At 58.4% G+C, this 18596-nt stretch carries 17 protein-coding genes; 5 read left to right on the plus strand and 12 right to left on the minus strand.

Features of this window, described 5'->3' with window-relative positions:
• Positions 1 to 73 precede the first annotated feature (73 nt).
• The 3 genes from VN622_06535 to ruvC form a co-directional block, all read right to left on the minus strand.
• Positions 74 to 1765: a DUF6600 domain-containing protein gene (locus tag VN622_06535; protein HWR35510.1), complete on the minus strand. Its 1692-nt coding sequence runs from the start codon at positions 1763 to 1765 to the stop codon at positions 74 to 76.
• 144 nt (positions 1766 to 1909) lie between these two features.
• Complete coding sequence (locus VN622_06540; GenBank protein ID HWR35511.1) at positions 1910 to 2623, minus strand: hypothetical protein; 714 nt, start codon at positions 2621 to 2623, stop codon at positions 1910 to 1912.
• A 66-nt stretch (positions 2624 to 2689) separates the two neighbouring features.
• Complete coding sequence (gene ruvC / locus VN622_06545; protein ID HWR35512.1) at positions 2690 to 3196, minus strand: crossover junction endodeoxyribonuclease RuvC; 507 nt, start codon at positions 3194 to 3196, stop codon at positions 2690 to 2692.
• A 188-nt stretch (positions 3197 to 3384) separates the two neighbouring features.
• On the opposite strand from ruvC, the gene VN622_06550 reads away from it, so the two are divergent.
• From VN622_06550 to VN622_06560, 3 genes are all read left to right on the plus strand, one after another.
• Positions 3385 to 4446, plus strand: coding sequence for a M20/M25/M40 family metallo-hydrolase (locus tag VN622_06550; protein ID HWR35513.1), 1062 nt, complete (start codon positions 3385 to 3387; stop codon positions 4444 to 4446).
• A 99-nt stretch (positions 4447 to 4545) separates the two neighbouring features.
• Positions 4546 to 6711: a thioredoxin domain-containing protein gene (locus VN622_06555; protein ID HWR35514.1), complete on the plus strand. Its 2166-nt coding sequence runs from the start codon at positions 4546 to 4548 to the stop codon at positions 6709 to 6711.
• Positions 6712 to 6822: 111 nt separating this feature from the next.
• On the plus strand, positions 6823 to 7359 hold the full coding sequence (locus VN622_06560) for a hypothetical protein (protein ID HWR35515.1): 537 nt from the start codon (positions 6823 to 6825) through the stop codon (positions 7357 to 7359).
• Between the two features lie 139 nt (positions 7360 to 7498).
• Here VN622_06560 and VN622_06565 read toward each other — a convergent pair whose 3' ends face one another.
• The 7 genes from VN622_06565 to VN622_06595 form a co-directional block, all read right to left on the minus strand.
• Positions 7499 to 7930 (minus strand): CBS domain-containing protein, encoded by a 432-nt coding sequence (locus VN622_06565; protein HWR35516.1) that lies wholly within the window; start codon positions 7928 to 7930, stop codon positions 7499 to 7501.
• Positions 7931 to 8212: 282 nt separating this feature from the next.
• A complete protein-coding gene (locus VN622_06570) occupies positions 8213 to 9274 on the minus strand; it encodes a hypothetical protein (GenBank protein HWR35517.1) in 1062 nt (353 codons plus the stop codon).
• Between the two features lie 107 nt (positions 9275 to 9381).
• Positions 9382 to 10785, minus strand: coding sequence for a DUF58 domain-containing protein (locus VN622_06575; protein HWR35518.1), 1404 nt, complete (start codon positions 10783 to 10785; stop codon positions 9382 to 9384).
• Positions 10786 to 10857: 72 nt separating this feature from the next.
• Positions 10858 to 11139, minus strand: coding sequence for a PGPGW domain-containing protein (locus VN622_06580; protein ID HWR35519.1), 282 nt, complete (start codon positions 11137 to 11139; stop codon positions 10858 to 10860).
• 159 nt (positions 11140 to 11298) lie between these two features.
• On the minus strand, positions 11299 to 12282 hold the full coding sequence (locus tag VN622_06585) for an alpha/beta fold hydrolase (GenBank protein ID HWR35520.1): 984 nt from the start codon (positions 12280 to 12282) through the stop codon (positions 11299 to 11301).
• A gap of 443 nt (positions 12283 to 12725) precedes the next feature.
• Positions 12726 to 14012, minus strand: a complete 1287-nt coding sequence (locus tag VN622_06590; protein HWR35521.1) for an HD domain-containing phosphohydrolase — start codon at positions 14010 to 14012, stop codon at positions 12726 to 12728.
• Between the two features lie 123 nt (positions 14013 to 14135).
• Entirely contained in the window at positions 14136 to 14846 is a 711-nt protein-coding gene (locus VN622_06595) for an HAD family hydrolase (GenBank protein HWR35522.1), read from the minus strand.
• A 111-nt stretch (positions 14847 to 14957) separates the two neighbouring features.
• Here VN622_06595 and VN622_06600 point away from each other — a divergent pair, with 111 nt between their 5' ends.
• Positions 14958 to 16727 (plus strand): Zn-dependent hydrolase, encoded by a 1770-nt coding sequence (locus tag VN622_06600; protein ID HWR35523.1) that lies wholly within the window; start codon positions 14958 to 14960, stop codon positions 16725 to 16727.
• An 11-nt stretch (positions 16728 to 16738) separates the two neighbouring features.
• Positions 16739 to 17074: a PilZ domain-containing protein gene (locus tag VN622_06605; protein HWR35524.1), complete on the plus strand. Its 336-nt coding sequence runs from the start codon at positions 16739 to 16741 to the stop codon at positions 17072 to 17074.
• A 104-nt stretch (positions 17075 to 17178) separates the two neighbouring features.
• Here VN622_06605 and VN622_06610 read toward each other — a convergent pair whose 3' ends face one another.
• A complete protein-coding gene (locus tag VN622_06610) occupies positions 17179 to 17862 on the minus strand; it encodes a hypothetical protein (protein ID HWR35525.1) in 684 nt (227 codons plus the stop codon).
• Positions 17863 to 17999: 137 nt separating this feature from the next.
• Positions 18000 to 18593, minus strand: a complete 594-nt coding sequence (locus VN622_06615; protein ID HWR35526.1) for a hypothetical protein — start codon at positions 18591 to 18593, stop codon at positions 18000 to 18002.
• Between the last annotated feature and the right edge of the window lie 3 nt (positions 18594 to 18596).

Consider the following 18596-nt stretch of genomic DNA (forward strand, 5'->3'; position numbering starts at 1 on the left):
GGCGGCCATTAAGTATTAGTTTGGCAATCAAAAAGGGCGGTCACGGCCGCCCTTTCTGTAGTCTAAAAGCAGGTTAACGCGAACCGCGCCTGCCTCCGCCCTGTGCCGGAGAAGACCGCTCGGTGCGCATCATCGCTGGAGCCCGATCGATGCTTCGCTCAATGCCGCGTTCCATGCGCATTGGCCGCTCACTAGGTGCAGCCATTCGACTTGGAATGGAGCGCTGCGGTGCAGCCGAGGGCGGCGCAGACATGCGAGGCGGAGCCGACTGCTGCGGTGCCGGATTCGCTCCACGGCCTCTCACTGTTCGTTCGCTCGGTTCATAGTTCCCGCGTCCGTTTTCGGGTCGCGACGATTCTATCGTCCGACGTGGCCCGTCCTGCACAGGCGGGACACCTGCGTTGGCTGGAGAATCCGTTGCTATCGGCGTCTCTGGAGTGCGCATCACTCTCGGCGACGCGGGCGAACGGAGGCCTGGTAGCGCGGATTCCCGGTTCGCGCCGTCCACGCCGGGATGCCGTTCAGTCGAATCCCGTCGCAATGCCGGCTCTGTTCCTCGATTTGTGCGGCGAACATCCACGCCACGCATCGGACGATCTCCAATGCGCCTGTCCTCTGCATTGCCCCTATTGCGGAAGTGATCATTCTCTGGCCGGTTGCGTGGGACGGGACGCGCATGCCCTCCACCGGGACCAAGCGGGCTGTTGAAAGCACCTCTGCCCAGGATCACTGTGGGACCGTGATCTCTGTGCGGCGGACGAGGTGGCAAGAAACTGGACGGCCAATGCCTTGCGACCGGCACGGGATTCCACGCGTAGTTGTATCTGCGCGCCGGACTCCAGCACCATCCATAGCCACCGACGTGAACCCACTGGCCATACCGGTAAGGCGTCCAGCCCCACGGATAGGTGGAGACAAAGACCCAACCCTGACTCGGATACCACGCCCACGCGCCGTTATCGAAAGGATCCCAGCCAATGCCAAAGGACGACGGACGCCACATCCAGCCGTAGCCTGGAATGTTGTAGTAGCGGCCGTAGTACGAGAGATCGGCCATGCCGTAGGAAAATGGCGCGCCGTAGTAGCTGTTTGCATAACGGTACGACTGGTCGGATTTCGCGTAACGGTCCCGATAGTCAAGGCGCTCGCGATCCCAACTGTCTTCGCTCTCGACGTCGATTCCCCGGGCAACATAGTAACGAGCATCCTCAACGGGATCGAGCCTGACTGTCTCATTCTTTTTCACGACGACGCGCTCGTTGCGGCCCTGGAGGTCTAATTCACCCTTGAAGACCGCAACTCTGGAGCCCGTTTCGGAGGCGTCAAGACGGAAGTGCGCGGAGTTATTGACGGAGATGGTCTGGCGAGAGAACCAGATTCGGAAGTCGTCATCTCTCTTGTGCTTGATATCGAAGTAGAAGAGACCATTATCGACATCCACGAGCGTTGTCTTGTCGCCGCGGTCGGAGAGAGACAACTGGCGGAACACAATGCTCGCGGTTCCGGACACCCGCAACGTGCTGCCGTTCTCGAATTCAACCTCGGCACGTCCGTCCTCCCCAACTTCGATCCGGGTATCCTGCGTGACCGGCATGTTAAGGATGGCGCGCTCAATGCCCTGCCCCGTGGCGCGGTCGATATTTACCGTGCCATCGACGTAGCTGAGCCGCACAATGCGAGCATTGGACGTGAAGGCCGGAATCGCAAGTAGAACGCACATCCCGGCTATTAGCGCGCACAGAGCCGAAACTCTGCGAATGAACATAGGATGGCTCCCTTCTGTATTACCTTCCCTCAATACCTAAGAACACGCGATTGTAGCTCAATGTTGCGCTCAAATACCTAATGTCCAGGAATTCAGGGTTCGTGCAAATGATTCAATATCCGCGAGCTGCGGGGATGTCCAAAACTATTTTCCGTTCTCCTGCCCCAATCCGTTTCCCTGTTCAAGGATGCGCAGTGCGCGCTGGCGGGTGATATTCATGACCGAACGGTCATTCGCGATCTGCCGGAGTGTGGGCTCAACCACCTGGATTTCAGCAAGTCCGTTGCGCTTGGAAACTTCTTCCATGGCCTTCAAGTCGGCATCGAGACCAATCTTGTCGAAACGCATGGTGAACCTTATTCGGCGTCCGAATTCCATGGTCGTAGAAATGCGCTGAAAAAGTGAGGTGAGCTCCATAAGTTGTTGATTTTGCGACCAGTTGTAAGTGGTTTGCGTCGTGCGATCGCCTTCCTGGTAGCGCAGCGTCTTCGCGCCAGTGTTGGCGATGTTGCCCGTCTTGAACGCGAAGTCTCCCTGGAAGTAATTGAGCGCCTTGGCAAAGCTGAATATTTGGGTGCGAGTTCCCTCTGAAGCCGTGAATTTAACGATGTAAGGATCGCCAGGGATTTCATTCGGCACCTGGCGAGGTTGTGACTGATACGAAGCGCGTCCGGTGGAGTCGACCGAGATGCGATACCAGCGGGGGTCGGCTTCGCGCCAGTTCAACTCAAACGTAACGGTTGGAACTGGCGCATTCGTGCGGTCGGGTTCCGTCTGGGGGACTTGTGAGAACCCAAGCGTTGCGCAGAGAAGCAGAGCGAAAGTGAAGTTGCGCAACATCCTTGCAGTCGTTCTCATCGTAATCGCTCCTCCCGGAGGATGAACGGAACATAGGAAACAGATGCTCGAATCACGTATCGTGCATCAGCCGCGTGCCCGAGCATGGAGTCGGCTGAGCGTCGTAGCGGTATGGACGTGGCATATTGCAATCGCGAGTGCGTCGGCCGCATCCGACGGCTTCGGCGGATCAGCAAGGCGGAGGAGGCGCGCGACCATAACTTGCACCTGTGCCTTCTCCGCCCTACCATATCCGACGACGGCGGACTTGATCGCGAGCGGCGCATAGGCTTCGACGGCCAGTCCGCAACGTGAGGCCGCGAGCATGGCCACTCCCCGAACATGCCCCAACTTCAGAGCTGATTTCGCATTCGCAGCGAAGAAGACATCCTCGATGGCGACGACTTCCGGGCGATGCTCCTGCATGATCTCACAGAGCTGCGTGAAAACGCGATCGAGCCGTATCTCCAGGCGCTCGCGAGGCGACAGGCGAATCGCGCCCACAGTTACGCACTCCAGATGTCCCGTGGGATCGCCTTCGACGATGCCGAAGCCCGTGTATTCGCCGCCGCAATCGATTCCCATTACGCGCATCTTGCTGGAGTGTAGCACTGGCCGCGCACAGGATGGAGTGGGAAAGAGTAAAGCCCGCGAACACGCGGGCAACAGCGAACCGTCTTAAACGGTTTTCTGAATCATAGGTGTTCCTCCACTTCGCAACTGCGCCGCTTCGCCCAGGACGACGAAGCATTCCCCAGCAATAACGACGCAATTCACGCAGCTTGGGAACAAAGAATTCGCTGTTGGTTCTGGGCGCAGTTTGCGCGTCTGCTATCCTCTCGGCCATGGACGTCGTCTCACTTACCCGTCAACTGGTTGACATTGAGTCGCTCACCGGCAACGAGTCACAGGTTGGTGAGTTCCTGATCGAACACCTCACGGCGCTTGGATACCAGACCGAGCAGATGCCAGTTGAACGCCATCGCTTCAACGTTTGGGCTACGCCGGACGAGGAACCCGCGCCCGCTCTCGTTTTCAGCACTCATATCGATACGGTTCCTCCTTTCATTCCGTCGTCCGAAGACAACGAGAATATCTATGGGCGCGGTTCATGCGACGCAAAAGGCATCATTGCGGCGCAGATATTCGCGGCCGAGCAGTTGCGGGCTGCCGGAATATTGTGCGGCCTGCTGTTCGTGGTGGGCGAGGAGCGAGACTCCCTGGGGGCAGCTGTCGCGAACCAGCACGCTCGCGGATCCCGTTTCCTGATCAACGGAGAGCCTACGGAAAACCGGATTGCTCTGGCTTCGAGAGGCGCCTTGCGTGTGGAGGTGACGGCGCGGGGGCGCATGGCGCACTCTGCATATCCGGAACTGGGCGAGTCGGCGATCGACAAACTTCTGGATGCGCTGCAATCGCTACGCGCAATGCCGCTGCCGCACAACGATGAGATCGGCACGAGCACGCTGAACATCGGGATCATCGAGGGCGGTCGCGCGACGAACGTTATCCCCGATTTTGCCAAGGCACAACTGCTGTACAGGCTGGTGGGTCCGTCGGAAGATTTGCGGAAGAAGATCGTGACCGCTGTCGGCGCGCGAGCGGAAGTCGATTTCGTGCTCGATATACCGTTCATGAATTTTCGCAACGTTCCCGATGTGCCGGCAATGACTGCGTCTTTCACCACGGACATTCCGAAGCTGAGTGCGTGGGGTGAACCAGTTCTGCTCGGACCGGGGTCGATCCTGGTGGCACACACGGACCGCGAGTACATCCCCAAAGAACAACTCCGATCGGCGGTCGATCTCTACGCGAGAGTTGCAAGACATCTGCTGGGCCGGTAGCGAAGCGGGTGCGTCATCTGGGATGACAATGCCAAGTCTCTGCTGCGTGATTCGCAGAAGTGCACTCGCACCGTCGTTATGGCGATACACTAATGCCATATGAGCACGAGCCAGACGAACACCCTGGGCCACGCCTCTTCCGCTTACCTTCGATCCGCAATGCACCAGCCGATTCAGTGGCACGAGTGGGGCGATGAGGCTTTTGCTCTCGCTCAACGCGAGAATAAGCCTGTGTTACTGGACATCGGCGCGGTGTGGTGCCACTGGTGCCACGTGATGGATCGTGAGTCGTATGACAGTCCCGAAGTGGCGCGCATCATCAATGAAAACTTTGTTGCCATCAAGGTCGATCGCGATGAGCGCCCTGATGTGGATTCGCGTCACCAAACGGCGGTGGCCGCCATCAGCGGACAGGGCGGCTGGCCCCTCACCGTTTTCCTGACTTCGGAGGGCAAACCGTTCTACGGCGGCACGTACTTCCCTCCCGCGGACAGCATGGGACGCCCTGGGTTCAAGAAGATATTGCTCGCCATATCCGAGGCGTACCGTGAGCGCCGCTCGGATGTGGAAGAGGAAGCCGGAAAGCTGATGCACGCTCTCGGACACGCCGAAGGTATGCTGGGCGGCTCGGCCGAGTTTTCGCCTCGCGTTGTGGAACAGATGGTGCAGGCCGCACTCGGCGCCTTCGATCGGGAGAATGGCGGGTTTGGCGGAGCACCTAAGTTTCCGCATCCGGCAGCGCTGGATTTGCTGCTGGACTGGTACTCGCGCACAGGCGAAGAACAAGTAGGAACTGTGGTAATGAAAACGCTGGAGCACATGGCGCGTGGCGGCGTGTACGACCAGCTTGCAGGCGGCTTCCATCGCTACTCTGTGGACGAGCGCTGGTGCGTGCCGCACTTCGAGAAAATGTCCTATGACAACTCGGAGCTGCTGAAGAATTACGTTCACGCATACCAGGCGACGCGCAATCCCTTTTTCGCGCACATCGCGCGAGACATCATTCGCTGGATGGACGAGTGGCTCAGCGACCGCGAGCGCGGCGGCTTCTTCTCGTCGCAGGACGCAGACATCAACCTGGACGACGACGGTGATTACTTTACCTGGACTCGCGACGAAGCTAGCGCCGTGCTCAAAGAGCAGGAATTCGAAGTAGCAACGCTGCACTACGACATCGACGAAGTCGGCGAAATGCACCACAACCACGCGAAGAACGTTCTATGGATTCGTGCTTCTGTTGAGGAGATCGCGTCGCGGTTGGGCAAAGAGCGCAGCGAGGTCGAAACTTTGCTGGCTTCCGCAAAACAGAAGATGCTCAAGGCACGGCTTACGCGTCCTACGCCTTACATCGATAAAACGGTGTATACGAACTGGAACGCGCTTTGCATCTCGGCGTACCTGCACGCTTCCTCCGTGCTGGGAACGGCGACGTCGGGCGTGGCTGATTCCACGATGGAAAACGCGCGCAGCTTTGCGCTGCGCTCGCTCGACCGCCTGCTATCGGAAGCTTGGAATGTGGATCGCGGCCTGCTTCACGTCATCGCCTACTCCGATCTCTCGGCGACGCGCCGCGAAGTGCGAGGACTGTTGGACGATTACGCCTACACGGTGCTCGCCTGCCTGGATGCTTACGAAGCCACGGCAGACATGAGCTATTTCCGTTTCGCGCGTGCGATCGCTGATGCCATGATCGCGCGTTTCTACGATGTCACGTCCGGGGGATTCTTCGACACCGAACACGCGCGCACGGAGGCCGTCGCGCTCGGAGCGTTAAGCGCGAAGAGAAAGCCATTCCAGGACTCGCCGACTCCAGCCGGAGATCCATGCGCGGCGATCGGGTTGCTGCGTCTGCACGCTTACACGAACGAAGCTTCGTATCGCGACAAAGCGGAAAAAACACTGGAAGTTTTTGCTGGAATCGCAGAGCAGTTCGGCATCTACGCGGGGACATACGGCATTGCATCCATCTGGATGTTGCGCTCACATACGCAAGTTGTCCTCGTGGGACACGGATTGCAAGCCGACGCGCTGTACGATGCCGCCGTAGCTCCCTTCGCGATCAACAAGTCAGTGGTGCGCATTACCGAGAACGAGGCAGTGGGCGCCTATTTACCACCCGCTTTAAAACAAACAATTCCAAACGTGCCGGGACTGAGCGACGGCCGAGCGGTTGCAATCGTCTGCTCGGACTTCACCTGCCGCCCACCAGTTCATACGGCGGAAGACCTGACATATACATTGCGCGAAATCATCACGAAGAGGTGACGCGAGGAGTTGAGTACGTGCTCAGCGCCACTTTTTGCAGCTTCAGGCACGAAACCCATCGTCGCCAAATCGTTCGTCACAGGTTAGAGTTATTCTCGGAAGGAAAATACATTGGCCACAACTAAAAAGAAGAGTGCAACCAAACGCACCCGTACGGCCCCGCCTGCGCGAAAAAGCGCTGGCGCGCCCAAGAGCACGGCACGCAAGGCAAGCGGCAAGACAAATGGATTCCACGCTGGCCTCTACACGGTCCCACGCGGACACGTGAGCATCGCTGTTCCGCCGTTCTGGACGCTGCGACAGACCAACGACGACCTTGAACTCGACGCCCCCTCCGGTGGCACGTCCATCATCGTCAACGCTTATCAACGCAATCATGAAGTGAAGTCGCTGGACGCGCGTGTTTATCTGCACGACTTCCTGGAGCGGTTGCAAACGAAAGGCCGCCCGAAGATGCAGGGCGGGACTCGCCAGCATGCATCCGTGCACTATCGCGACACGGACGGGAATAACTGGGAGCTGCTCTTCCTGGCGAACGGCGATACGCTACTGATGGCAACGTGCAGCACGACCGGGCCAATGACCAGCAAGGAAGCACGCCTCGGCCTGGAAGTTATGCACTCGCTGAAGTTGAAGGCGAAGAAGTAAACGCGCACCAATCGAAAACATAAACGGTGCAGCCCGGCATGGGCGCTGCACCGTTTTCTGTTGCGATTTTCTGCGGCGGAACTTCTTGCAATGACTTCTGTTGAGAGATGGGCGGTAAGCAGTTCAGCAGAGGACTTCCCTACTCCGCGCCATTATTCATGTAGGCGCGCATCATACGGACTTCCACGTCTTTTTCGTCGAGATCGTGGAGCAGAAGATCGCGCATGGACAAGAAGCCGACGAGTTTGCCGTTGTCCACGACAGGCAGATGCCGGAATCCGTACTGCTTCATCACGAGCATGCAGCGGTCCACCAGTTCGTCCGTGCCAACGATGCGAGGATCTGGCGTCATAACTTCCGCTACGGATATCTGGCTGGGATCACGCGCCTCGATGAGAACGCGTGTCATGATGTCGCGCTCGGAGAAGACTCCGACCAGCGTGCCGCTTTGCACCACAGGAACCGCGCCTATATTGTGCCCGCTCATGTAGCGCGCGGCATCCAATACCTTATCGTCGGCCTGAACGTAATAGACTTCCCGCCCCCTCACCAACTCGTGAATCGTTGCCATTAGCTCCTCCCAACCGACTCGATGATGACCGAAATGCCTGCGCAGTAGATATATGGAGTTAACCCGCTCCGGTTCAGGAGAGCATGTTTGCCTCGGAGTATATGTCGAGTTCGGTTCGGACGAAAGACCAGATAATCTTTTTTTCTAGACGGCAGTGGCATGGTGCGAGATGTCCGTCGAGCACTGGAATCGAGGCCAGTCTGGTACGGAGCGGCAAGAAGCGGCAAAGTAGAAAGCCCAGCAGTTTAGTTTGCCGGGCTTTCGTGCGTGCGGAAAAACATCTCAGTCGCGATCGTCCAGGCTGAACAGATCGAGAATACGGCTCTGAGCGTTGATGTCTATCAGGATGATGCTGCGATTTAAAATGACGCGCTGAATGGCTCTGGGTAGCGATGGCAATTGCTGCTCACAACGAACCGGTAGAGCCTGAACGCGCTTCTGCAATCCTGGCGGGAGAGTGCCGTTCCTGCGGAGCTGCTTCTCCAGACCGGGCGGCAAGCGGTCACGCTTCGCAAGCCCAGGAGGCAGATTGCGAGTATCGCCCATGCACCCCCGGATGACGCGACGTTCGCGCGCGGAAAACTCCGGAACCCAGCCGCGGCCGTCATTGATGCGAACGGCGTCCTCCCGGCGTTGGAGGTCGCGATCGTCGTCCAAATTCCTGACGGAATCGTTCGCCCTGGCAGCGGTGTTGTTGCTGTAACCGGAGTTGGTGCGGTAGCCGGAGACCTTTGCCGCCTGCGAATTCGAAGTCGTTCTCCAGGACAGAATGGCTTCCGAGTCGACTCTGGACTCTCTCTTGCCGGTGGCTGCGGCTGCGCCTGTACCTGCGGCTGCGCCAACAGCGGCTCCAACGGCAGCACCCTTGCCGCCACCCGTGATCGCGCCGATGATCGCACCGGCGGCAGCGCCACCGCCAATCTTGGTGGTATTGCTTTTGGTGTGCGACTCGCCCTTAAGAAGTAGCGGCTCAACATTGACGCTGGCTGCTACGGAGCCGTACTCGACTCGCGTGAGCGCCAGTTCCAGCACTCCGGGCCCACTGAGGCGGCCGGAACGCTTCGCCGACACAACGGTTCCGGCGACATCCGCGCCCTTGGGGAAAACCGTCGTGCCGTTCACGACGACCGGGCTTTGCAGCGTACCACGGAAAGTGTCTCCCGCATTGGCGGTTTCGCTGCTCAGGCTATCGATGAGACGGACATCCAACTGAGTGCCGCTCGGAATGACGCCCGCGTTGGACTGCGACTGTGGCCGCCGCATCTGCGCACTGGCGAGTACGCTCGCAAACATCAGCACACATGCCATTGCGCCAGCGATTGCGCCGGCAGAAATCTTGCGCATTACTTTGTCCTCCCGCAGCTTTGTCTCCGAATGCTATTCGCCGCCAAAGACAAGCACAAGTGACTGAGGGACATCGGCCTTGTAGCCTTATCCAGGAGCGCTGTCCACTACTTGTCAATGAATACGAAATAGGAAGATTGCCAGAGCCTGGAGGGGATGCTGCCGCGCTGCCGAGCCGTTAGGACGACATTGTAATCGTCTGTAACATCGAGCGTTTCCAGCACCGACGTGCCCTCGCACTCCTTCACCAGCGCCAGGTAAGCAAGGAACTGGTAGACGTCGTGACCTCCGTCATAACCTGCGGCGGCAAAGCTCAACTCCGTGTGTTCGTCGGCGAAGTGCCATCCCAGAGATGCCGCAAGTGCGACTGCGTTCTCATACGCGGCCTGGCTGACCACGCCCGGCGCAGGATTGTCGAAGACAATACGCAACTTGCGCTCGTCCTCGCGCGTAAACTCGCGCACCTTCAGCGAGCCTGATTTGGCGGTGGATTTCCAATCGACGTGGCGAGCGGAGTCCTCAGGGCCGTACTCGCGTATGCGGTAGAGGTCGTATCCGCGTCCCCGCACGTAGCTCTCAAACTCGCCGGTTATCATCGGCAGTACTTCGAATAGCTCATCCGTCGGCTCCACCGGCGGATAGACAACGATCTCGCGATTCAGCGGCACTCGGCGCGTCTTCACCAGGAATGAGAATGGGAATCGCGTGGCAAGGCCGAAGCTGTTCTGGACGTAACGTCCGCGACGGTCGAAGCGCAGCTCGAGATCTGCGCGCCCAGCATCGCCCGGCGCGATGTATGGGAAGTAAACACGCTCGCGGAAAATCGCTTCGCCGGGTGCAGCTTGGTCTTTGCGCTCGAACCAGATGTCAGGCCAGCGCACCCAAGGCTTCCGTCCGGTCTTCTCTGATGGGAATACGAAAACGGTATGGCGGGTTCCCCAGCGCTTGCCGGTCTTCTTCTGGCGTGGTGGCACGACGCTGACCGATAAGGCGGGAAGCAAGCGGCGCAGGTTTCGCAACACAAGGCGCGCGCTGACCGCGGTTCCAGCAAAGACGTGTGCCGGAATGTTCACCTCAAGCAGCAGACCGCGAAGTACCAGGGCGGAAGAGACTCCGCCGACCAGCACAGCCGCGAGCATGGCAGCAACCACTAGGAAGAGGAGATTGTTGCCGGTGTTGAGTGCCGCTACGCCGATGACCAGCGTGAGCACGATGTAGGCCACGCCTTCCCTGGTAACGTCGAAATCAAAGGCGTCACGCATTCCGGCAACCACCACGCGCCGGGCCAGGTAAGGTACGGTCGTGAGGCCCACGACGGCAGCAAGCAAAAGGGCCGCCGATGCCAGAATACCGGTCGCCAGAACATTTCCGGATTCACTGGCAACGGTGGAGAGCACGGCCGCAGCCAGAGCCAGAGCGAGTCCGACAATGGCTACCAGGAAGCGTACCCACGCTTCGTACTCCACGCTAGACAAGACCTTCGACAACACGGACTTGAGCCACGCCGACATGCTGACTACATCATTACCGATTTCGGGGCGGATTGCGAAGAGCAATGCGTGGAGAGTTTATTCAGGGAAGGCCTATTCAGGATCTGCGACGCGTGCTCCGCGATGCGTAAGACGGTGCAGCCAGGCTTTGGCGTGCAGCTCTGCATGATTGATGTGCGCGGCGATTCGCGGGAAGCGATTGCGTAGCCCTTGCAGCAGATTGTGCGCCCAGGCGCACTCTGTCGAAAGGATTATAAGGCCGATGAGCAGGAACAATATTCCCTGCAGGACCGGCAGAACCAATCCAGCGATACCAAGGATGATAAACATCCACCCTACGGAGATGATTAAAACGCGTTTGGCTCGAGATCTCATTTGCTGTGTTGTTGGATGCGGCGCGATTTCAATGTACGGCACTAATTTTCGCGTGCATCCGCTGAAGTCCGCCTGTAGCGCAGCCTTTCGATGCACACTGTAACGTCCTTAAAAGCACGCGACGACATCTTATCGAGACTACCACGAGACTTTATCCGGTCACGGTGACGCATAGCCGGGTCCGGCTATGTCTCCCAAATTTCTGCTCGGGGCGGTCCGGCTGAGCCAGTCAATCAGGATTCGGTTGAATTCCTCAGGCGCTTCTTCGTACGGAAGGTGACCGACACCGGGCATGACGACGAGTTCGGCATCTCTCATGTGCAGCTTTAGCTTTGCCGCGGAAGTTACAGGAACAGCGCTGTCCTGATCTCCCCAGACAAGCAGCGTTGGCGCCAGAATGATCGCGGCTTTCTCCTTCAATTTCGCGAGGTCGCCGTGCCAGTGCTTGACTATGTCCAGCACATAATCCACGGTGCCCGGAGTCCGTATTGGCGCGTCATAACCTTGGCGCGTTGCGCGAGTCACCTTGGCGGGATCGGCGTACATACGTTCCAGCATGAGCCCGCGTGCGACGGAGAAGATGCCGATGGCAGGTACGATTGTGCGAAAGCAAAATGCGCCGACTGGATGTCCCAACAACCTGGTTCGCCGAAGGCCGACACGCGACCAGGGATTCATCGGCGCCACGAGCACGAGGCGTCCTATGATTCCGCCGCGCTCTTCCGCATCGATGGCGGCCATCATCATGACCAGGCCGCCTCCGTGAGAAGTGCCTACGAGATCGACGCCGTGCAGTCCTTCTTCGCGCATCCAGCGCAGCAGACGGCGCGCCGTCTCGCCGAGGCTGAAGCTCAACGCGCCTCGCGGCGGACGCTCCGAAAACCCTATACCGAGCAGATCGACGGCGTACACGGAGGCGCGCTCAGAAAGCGCTTCAATGTTGAAGCGCCACGAGAAGGAATAGCCAAGAAGCCCATGAATCAAAACGATAGGCGGACCAGCTGTCGCTAGGTTTTGTGCACACTGAAAAAGGTAGCGCATGCGGAATTCGCCGATTGAGGCCCAGCGCTCTTCGCCGACAACAAACCGCTCTCCACCGCCGTGATTAACCGGATCTTGGAGCGCGCCATTTCGTTTCTGCAAAGGAACCTCCAAGTTCTTTGTCATGATGAAAACCAAATACAACCGAATTCCTGAATGATGAATCTCATTTACCGATATCGCCTCTGTCGCTTCTGTATGGGGAGTCCAACTCTGGACTCCCCAATTTTTCTGGCCACACCGGAGATCATTCCAACCGCATCGACTGCCGATCCCCTGCTTATCCTCACCCAACCAACTCGCTCGAACAAGCCTTCTCTTCGATGATGGCCGATGATGCAGGGAGAAAGCGCGATCCGCCGATTCCTGCCAGGAACGGCGTTGGGGTCAAAACAGTCTGTTCAATCGAGGATTCTGTCACGTGCAAAAAGCGGGGTTATCCTGAGCGAAGCGAAGAATCTGCTGTTCATAACAAAGCAGATACGGAGGTCGCGCAAAAGCAGCGGTGACCTCAGGATGATCCCAATATAGTCTTCAGGAACCTGTTAAGCGGAGTAAACGCGCGCTTTGTTGACCTTGTGCAGCAGCATCGACGCATAGTGATCTACGTCGCTCGGTCCAAGATCGCAGCGCATCTGCAGGTCCAGAAATGGCTCCTTATCGGAGCTTCTGGGTGCCCACTTTCCGAGCAGTTGCGGATTGCTGTTGGCGACCGTGTCACGACGCACCTGTATCAGGAGACCCTGCACGGCGTTCGCATCGAACTTGGTTGGTGTGAGTTTTACGATTTCGTTCAGCGCTTCGCCGACAGTCATTGGCTGCCGGTACGGGCGCTCGCTCGTCATGGCGTCGAAACTATCGGCCACGGCGATAAGGCGTGCCGCTTCCGGAATGTCATCCTGATGCAGCTTGTCCGGGTATCCGGTGCCGTCGCTGCGCTCGTGGTGCCACCGCACGACATCGGGGATCTTGGGCCAGGGGAAGTGCACACCTTGCACGATCTCGTGTCCAAGCACGGTATGGTCCGCCATCTCCCGGAATTCCTGCGGGTCGAGTGCCGTGGTTTTGCCGAATAGATACTTGTCCACCGCGACCTTGCCGATGTCGTGCAGGTATCCGGCTGCACGCACTCCAGCGGCTTCGCTGGCTTCAGATCCCATGGCCTCGGCGATTCCGGCAGCGTAGCGGCCTACGCGGAGCGAGTGTCCGTGAATATTTACGTGCTTGAAATCGATGGCGGCGGCGAAGGCTTCCAGCGTCGTGTCGTAGAAGTTATGCACGGTCGCCATCAGCTTCAGGTTCTCGGTCACGCGCTGCGCCAGCGTCTCGGTCAGCGTGTTGTTGTGAACGGCGACGGAAATGTAATGCGAGAGCAGGCCTACGGTCTCCAGCTCTTCGCTTTCGTACGGTGCACCGTCTGCGCGCTGTCCGAGGGCGATCATGCCCACGAGCTTGCCGCCGACGAGCAACGGCGCCAGGCACTTCAATAGTTCCGGCGCAACGTTCCCGTTCGAACTGAGGAACTCGGCCGACATATCCGAAGAAAGCTGCCGGGGGCCAGACACCTTACACAGTGCGTGGACGTGCTTCGGCAGCAACGGAATAACTGCTGGGTGAGGGAAGGAGGCGAACCCGCGAGCCGCGATGGAGGCCATCATTGCCGGCTTGTCGGTAAAACGAAAGAGTGCGCCTTCGCGTGCATCGAGCGCGTCCATGAGAGAAGCAAGCATCAGCGGCGCGGTTTCGCTGAAATCGCGTTCCGCCGTGATAGCAGGTCCCAGGTCGCTCAACGCTTCGAACGTGAGAAGGAGACGCCGAATATTGTTCTTCATCACTGCCACGGGGTGGTAGTGAGAACCTACAGAGCAAAACGAGAGTACCACGCGTGCCCTGCTTTCGGGGCATGGCCGCTAGTTCCTAAGTAGATGCTGGGGTCAGTACCTTCCCAGTGCCCCTCAGAAAAAATTCTGAAGCTCGCGGAACTTCTCCACTCTCAGCAGCACGCGGTCGCCGGCCGCTTCTGCTACGTCTTCGTGTTCCAGAATCCAGGTATTGTCGTGGGGGACAAACACGGCGTTGAGCCCCGCGGCAATCGCAGGATTGATATCCGATCTCGGGCTGTTGCCGACCATCCACGTGGTATCACGCGCCAAATCGTATTTCTCCACGATCGAGCAATAAGTAGCCGCGTCCTTCTCGGCTACAATCTCCACCGCTGCGAAATGTTCCTTCAGCCCGGAACGATCGAGCTTTCCGCTCTGCTCGGTGACATTGCCCTTCGTCATCACAATCAGGTGATGGCGGGGCTGGAGGTACGCGAGCGTCTCTTGTACGCCGGCGATGATTTCGACCGGATGCTCTGCAATGGCGTGCGCAAAGCCGTGGATGCTCTCGTGCAGCGCTGGCGTGATCGGCTCGACCGACAGCTTCTCAAAGGTCTCCACCAGTGCATGTGCGAAGGAGTGCAGGCCGTAACCGTGCTTCAGGATGTTGCCGCGCTCCACCTCGTTCAGCACCTCGCGCACCTGCAGTGGCGTGAGTTCCTTGTGCTGAAGGAACGAGATGAAGTGCGCGATGGCGCGCTCGAAATAAATATTGTTCTCCCACAGCGTGTCATCGGCGTCGATGAGCAGCGTCTGAGGCGTGCGATTCCATGTAGTCTTCATTCGACTCCAGAATACAGAATGACGGCGCGAACTCGAATAGCCGGATTGTGAAAACCTGCATGGCGTTCTCCAATGTACAATTTTGCTTTCCGAACCAGTTCTTCCTTTGCTATGAAACGAATCGCAGTCGCGCTCGCCATCGTTGCAGTCATTGCTTCTTTCTCGACCACCTCCTCTGCCCAGCGAAAGCAAGGCCGTGCACGAAAGTATCCCATCGGCGGATCGTACCCTAGCGGCGCCAAGTTGAAAGTGGCGCGGGATCTCGATCAACGGCTGGCCAGGTTCAAACCGGTCACGATGCCTTTCAATGAAAAGGCACTCTCGGCAAAAGAGGGCCGCTTGGTCCGCAAACTCGTGGAAGCAGCGCGCTACCTCGACTACATCTTCTGGCGCCAGAACGATCCGGAAGCGTTGACGCTTTATCAGCAGTTAGTAGGGGGCAAGGACCCGCGTGATCGCAAGCTGCAGCGAATGTTGTTCATCAACGCCAGCCGATTCGATTTCATCGATGGGAACAAGCCTTTCGTTGGCACCAGTCCCATGCCTCCCGGACGCGGCTTGTATCCACACGGAGTCACGCGAGAGCAGATCGAGAAGTACGTCCAGGAGCACCCGGAAAAAAAAGCTGAAATCTACAGTTCTTACACCGTGCTACGCCGGAACGGGGATAACCTGGAGGGCTTGCGGTACCACATTGCGTACCGCGCCTTCCTGCAACCGGCGGCGAAGGCGCTGCGTGAAGCCGCCGCGCTCAGTGAAGACAAAGCGTTCGCGGAGTTCCTGCACAAGCGCGCCGACGCGCTGCTCACCGACGACTACTTCCCTAGCGATCTGCTGTGGCTGGACTTGCAGAATCCCAAGTTCGACATCATCTTCGCTCCTTACGAGAGCTATATCGACGAAGTGCTCGGCACGAAGACCTCTTACGGTGCCGCCGTCCTCATACGCAATGAGGCTGAGAGCAAGAAACTCGCTGTGTTTCAGAAGTACGTTCCGGAGATTCAGGAGTCTCTCCCGCTTGCGGCTGAGGACAAGCCCTCCAAGCGCGGGCAGACTTCGCCGATGGAAGTGATGGATGTCCCCTACTGGTCGGGAGACTTTCTGCACGGCTACCAGGCCGTTGCCGACAATCTGCCGAACGATCCGCGCATTCACCAGCAGAAGGGGACAAAGAAGATTTTCTTCAGGAACTTCATGGATGCACGCGTGAACGACATCATCATGCCGCTGGCGCGACGGCTGATGCGTCCCGACCAGGCGGCGCGCGCCTCGGCAGACGGCTATCTCACGATCGTGATGATGCACGAGATTTCGCATGGGATCGGGCCGGTGTTCTCGCGCACGCCGGCCGGCAAGCAGGAAATACGCGAGGCTGTCGGGCCTGTCTATAGCGCCTTGGAAGAGGCGAAAGCCGACGTAGTGGGCATGGTGGGCACCAGGTGGCTCGTTGACCACGGCTATCTGCCGCAAACCCGCATGGAGGAGTATTACGCCTCCTACGTCGCCGGCATCTTCCGCACGGTGCGCTTTGGTACGGCCGAAGCTCACGGGCACGCCGAAATGATGGAGTTTAACTACCTGCTTGAGCAAGGCGCTATCCGCCTTGAGCCCGCTTCTACGCCCGCTCGCGCCGGTTCTAAGGGCAAACGCACAGCCGCTCCGGCCCGCTATGTCATCGACTTCACCAGGATGCCCACGGCGCTTGCCTCGCTCGCCAAAGAACTCCTGGAGACCGAGGCCACCGGCGATCGCGAAAGAGCAGAGAGATGGTTTGCAAAGTACGATAAGATGCCAGCCGAACTTCGCACCGCCCTCCAGGCGGTTCGCGATGTCCCGGTGGACATGTACCCCGTCTTCTCGTTCCCGGAAATCGTGCAGTAGAGGAGCAGCCAATGTCTGAGGTTGATCGCCGCAAGTTTGAACGCGTCACACTGCCGGAGTCCGCCAAGGTCTTCGCCGAGGATGAACGCGGAAACTCCTTGGGCCCGGTGCGCATACTAGGTCGTGGCGGCATGCTCGTGGATACGCGCGCTGCCCTTGCCTCCGGTTCGCACGGCGCCTTCTACATCGTCGATGATTCGGAGGCCATACGCCGCGAGGTGCATGCCGTCGTGCGCTACGTGGTATCGGACGGAATCGGCCTTGAGTTCGAAGATTTGGATCCTGACGCAGCCGTCGAGATCGGCGTCATCATCGGCAAGCATTACTCTGCCGCGCACGCTCGATAGTTCGTCCGCGGAGACCGAAACGACAAAGCCGTCCCTGCGGGGGCGGCTTTTTTCTGGCACTGACCGGACTCAAACACGCAGAGAAGACTCTGCCGAATTCACCTTTAAAAGTTAACGATCACGAACTTGGCGGCACCTTTGTCGCCGTTCGTGAGTTTACTGGCGGCACCAGCCTTCAGGATGGCCAGTTCATCTTTGTTCAAAGAGATTGTGCTGCCAGTTTCGGTTTCGAGCTTTAGGTCGCTAAGTGCAATCAAGACGTGGTCTGCCCCAATTAACTCAAAGCTGTCGCCAGACGCCAATTGTGTTCGAGTGGCGGAAAGCGCACCTCGGGTGAGCGACGTGGACCATGTGGGCTTAACCGACGTCAGGTCTGAACCAAACTCGTCAGTGTCGTAGCTTCCATACTGCGAGTTGAACGGCACAGGCAAGAGCGTTTCGACCATAACCTCTCGGTGAGCAATTGAGGTGTCGTTGCGAATGGCGTGCTGCTGCACACGTCTGTAATGAAACCGGGCTTCGCCGGAAGTCCAGTCATGACTGAGGTCCCCCTGCCCCTCAAAGAGGGTCGTGGTTCGACTTGCAGTCGTCACAATCGAGAGATACGGTGCCTTATTGCAATGAGGTTTCGTGCTTTCCAAACGGCCAAGTTCCAGAGCCAATACGCGAACGCGATTGTTTTCAACGATGACGCTGTAATGGGAGTCCTCAGACGCATCTCGACATTTGGATTGCGCCTGCAATGCATCTGGTACTGCGAGCGCACACAGGAGCGTGAGTACGGACACAACTTGTGCTCGGCATCTCATGCCGTGCATTGTAGACAGGTTGTGCATATTCAGGGTGATTACTTCGGAGATGGCACGGGTGACCGTGTTCCAATCCTGGTTTGCCACACCCGGTCGGGGCGCGGAATCAGAGTCTTCTACTTCGACAGGTACTTCTCTGGGATCGGATTGTCGGGACGTTCCTCGTCCCACATCACCGTAACTACCCACCAGCGAGTTCCGTCGGTCAGCAATTGAATGCTGTTGATGCCGCGCGCAAACGGCTTTCCGTTCTTTTCGTGGCGTGACTCGTAGGTGCCGAACACGTGGGCTATGGTGCCGAAGCTGTCGATCTTGTTTGCTATGCCGGTTTCGAAGAAACCTTCCTTCTCCAGGTACGGTCCGCTGCGCTCGACGTACTCTTTCGGAGTGAACACCCTGTGGACGAAGGTTCCGTTCGGACGCTTACTGCTGAATGCCATGTGCGCTTCTGGCAGGAAAAGCGAGTGGAATCGGTTCCAGTCGCGCGGCCCCGGCGTGCCTGAGATCACGTCATACAGAGCCGCTATGATTGCCTCGATGGACTTCACGTCCTCGGGACGCGCTGGCGGCTTAGCGGCCATCGCTGGCGGCTGGGTCTGAGGTTGGACCTGCGGCTTCGGACTTGGTTGAGCGTCTGGTTGCTGTGCTGCTGCGGCCAGGGTGAGTACAAATACTAAGGCCACCAGCGTGGCCAGTATTCGCCGCTTCATGGG

This window comes from Clostridia bacterium, assembly GCA_035561135.1.
In the GTDB taxonomy this organism is placed as follows: Bacteria; Acidobacteriota; Terriglobia; order Terriglobales; family Acidobacteriaceae; genus DATMYA01.

Coding starts and splice junctions, on each gene's coding strand:
- VN622_06535 (HWR35510.1), bottom strand. CDS start 1,765: ATGTTCATTCGCAGAGTTTCGGCTCTGTGCGCGCTAATAGCCGGGATG.
- VN622_06540 (HWR35511.1), bottom strand. CDS start 2,623: ATGAGAACGACTGCAAGGATGTTGCGCAACTTCACTTTCGCTCTGCTT.
- ruvC (HWR35512.1), bottom strand. CDS start 3,196: ATGCGCGTAATGGGAATCGATTGCGGCGGCGAATACACGGGCTTCGGC.
- VN622_06555 (HWR35514.1), top strand. CDS start 4,546: ATGAGCACGAGCCAGACGAACACCCTGGGCCACGCCTCTTCCGCTTAC.
- VN622_06565 (HWR35516.1), bottom strand. CDS start 7,930: ATGGCAACGATTCACGAGTTGGTGAGGGGGCGGGAAGTCTATTACGTT.
- VN622_06570 (HWR35517.1), bottom strand. CDS start 9,274: ATGCGCAAGATTTCTGCCGGCGCAATCGCTGGCGCAATGGCATGTGTG.
- VN622_06575 (HWR35518.1), bottom strand. CDS start 10,785: ATGTCGGCGTGGCTCAAGTCCGTGTTGTCGAAGGTCTTGTCTAGCGTG.
- VN622_06580 (HWR35519.1), bottom strand. CDS start 11,139: ATGAGATCTCGAGCCAAACGCGTTTTAATCATCTCCGTAGGGTGGATG.
- VN622_06590 (HWR35521.1), bottom strand. CDS start 14,012: ATGAAGAACAATATTCGGCGTCTCCTTCTCACGTTCGAAGCGTTGAGC.
- VN622_06595 (HWR35522.1), bottom strand. CDS start 14,846: ATGAAGACTACATGGAATCGCACGCCTCAGACGCTGCTCATCGACGCC.
- VN622_06600 (HWR35523.1), top strand. CDS start 14,958: ATGAAACGAATCGCAGTCGCGCTCGCCATCGTTGCAGTCATTGCTTCT.
- VN622_06605 (HWR35524.1), top strand. CDS start 16,739: ATGTCTGAGGTTGATCGCCGCAAGTTTGAACGCGTCACACTGCCGGAG.
- VN622_06615 (HWR35526.1), bottom strand. CDS start 18,593: ATGAAGCGGCGAATACTGGCCACGCTGGTGGCCTTAGTATTTGTACTC.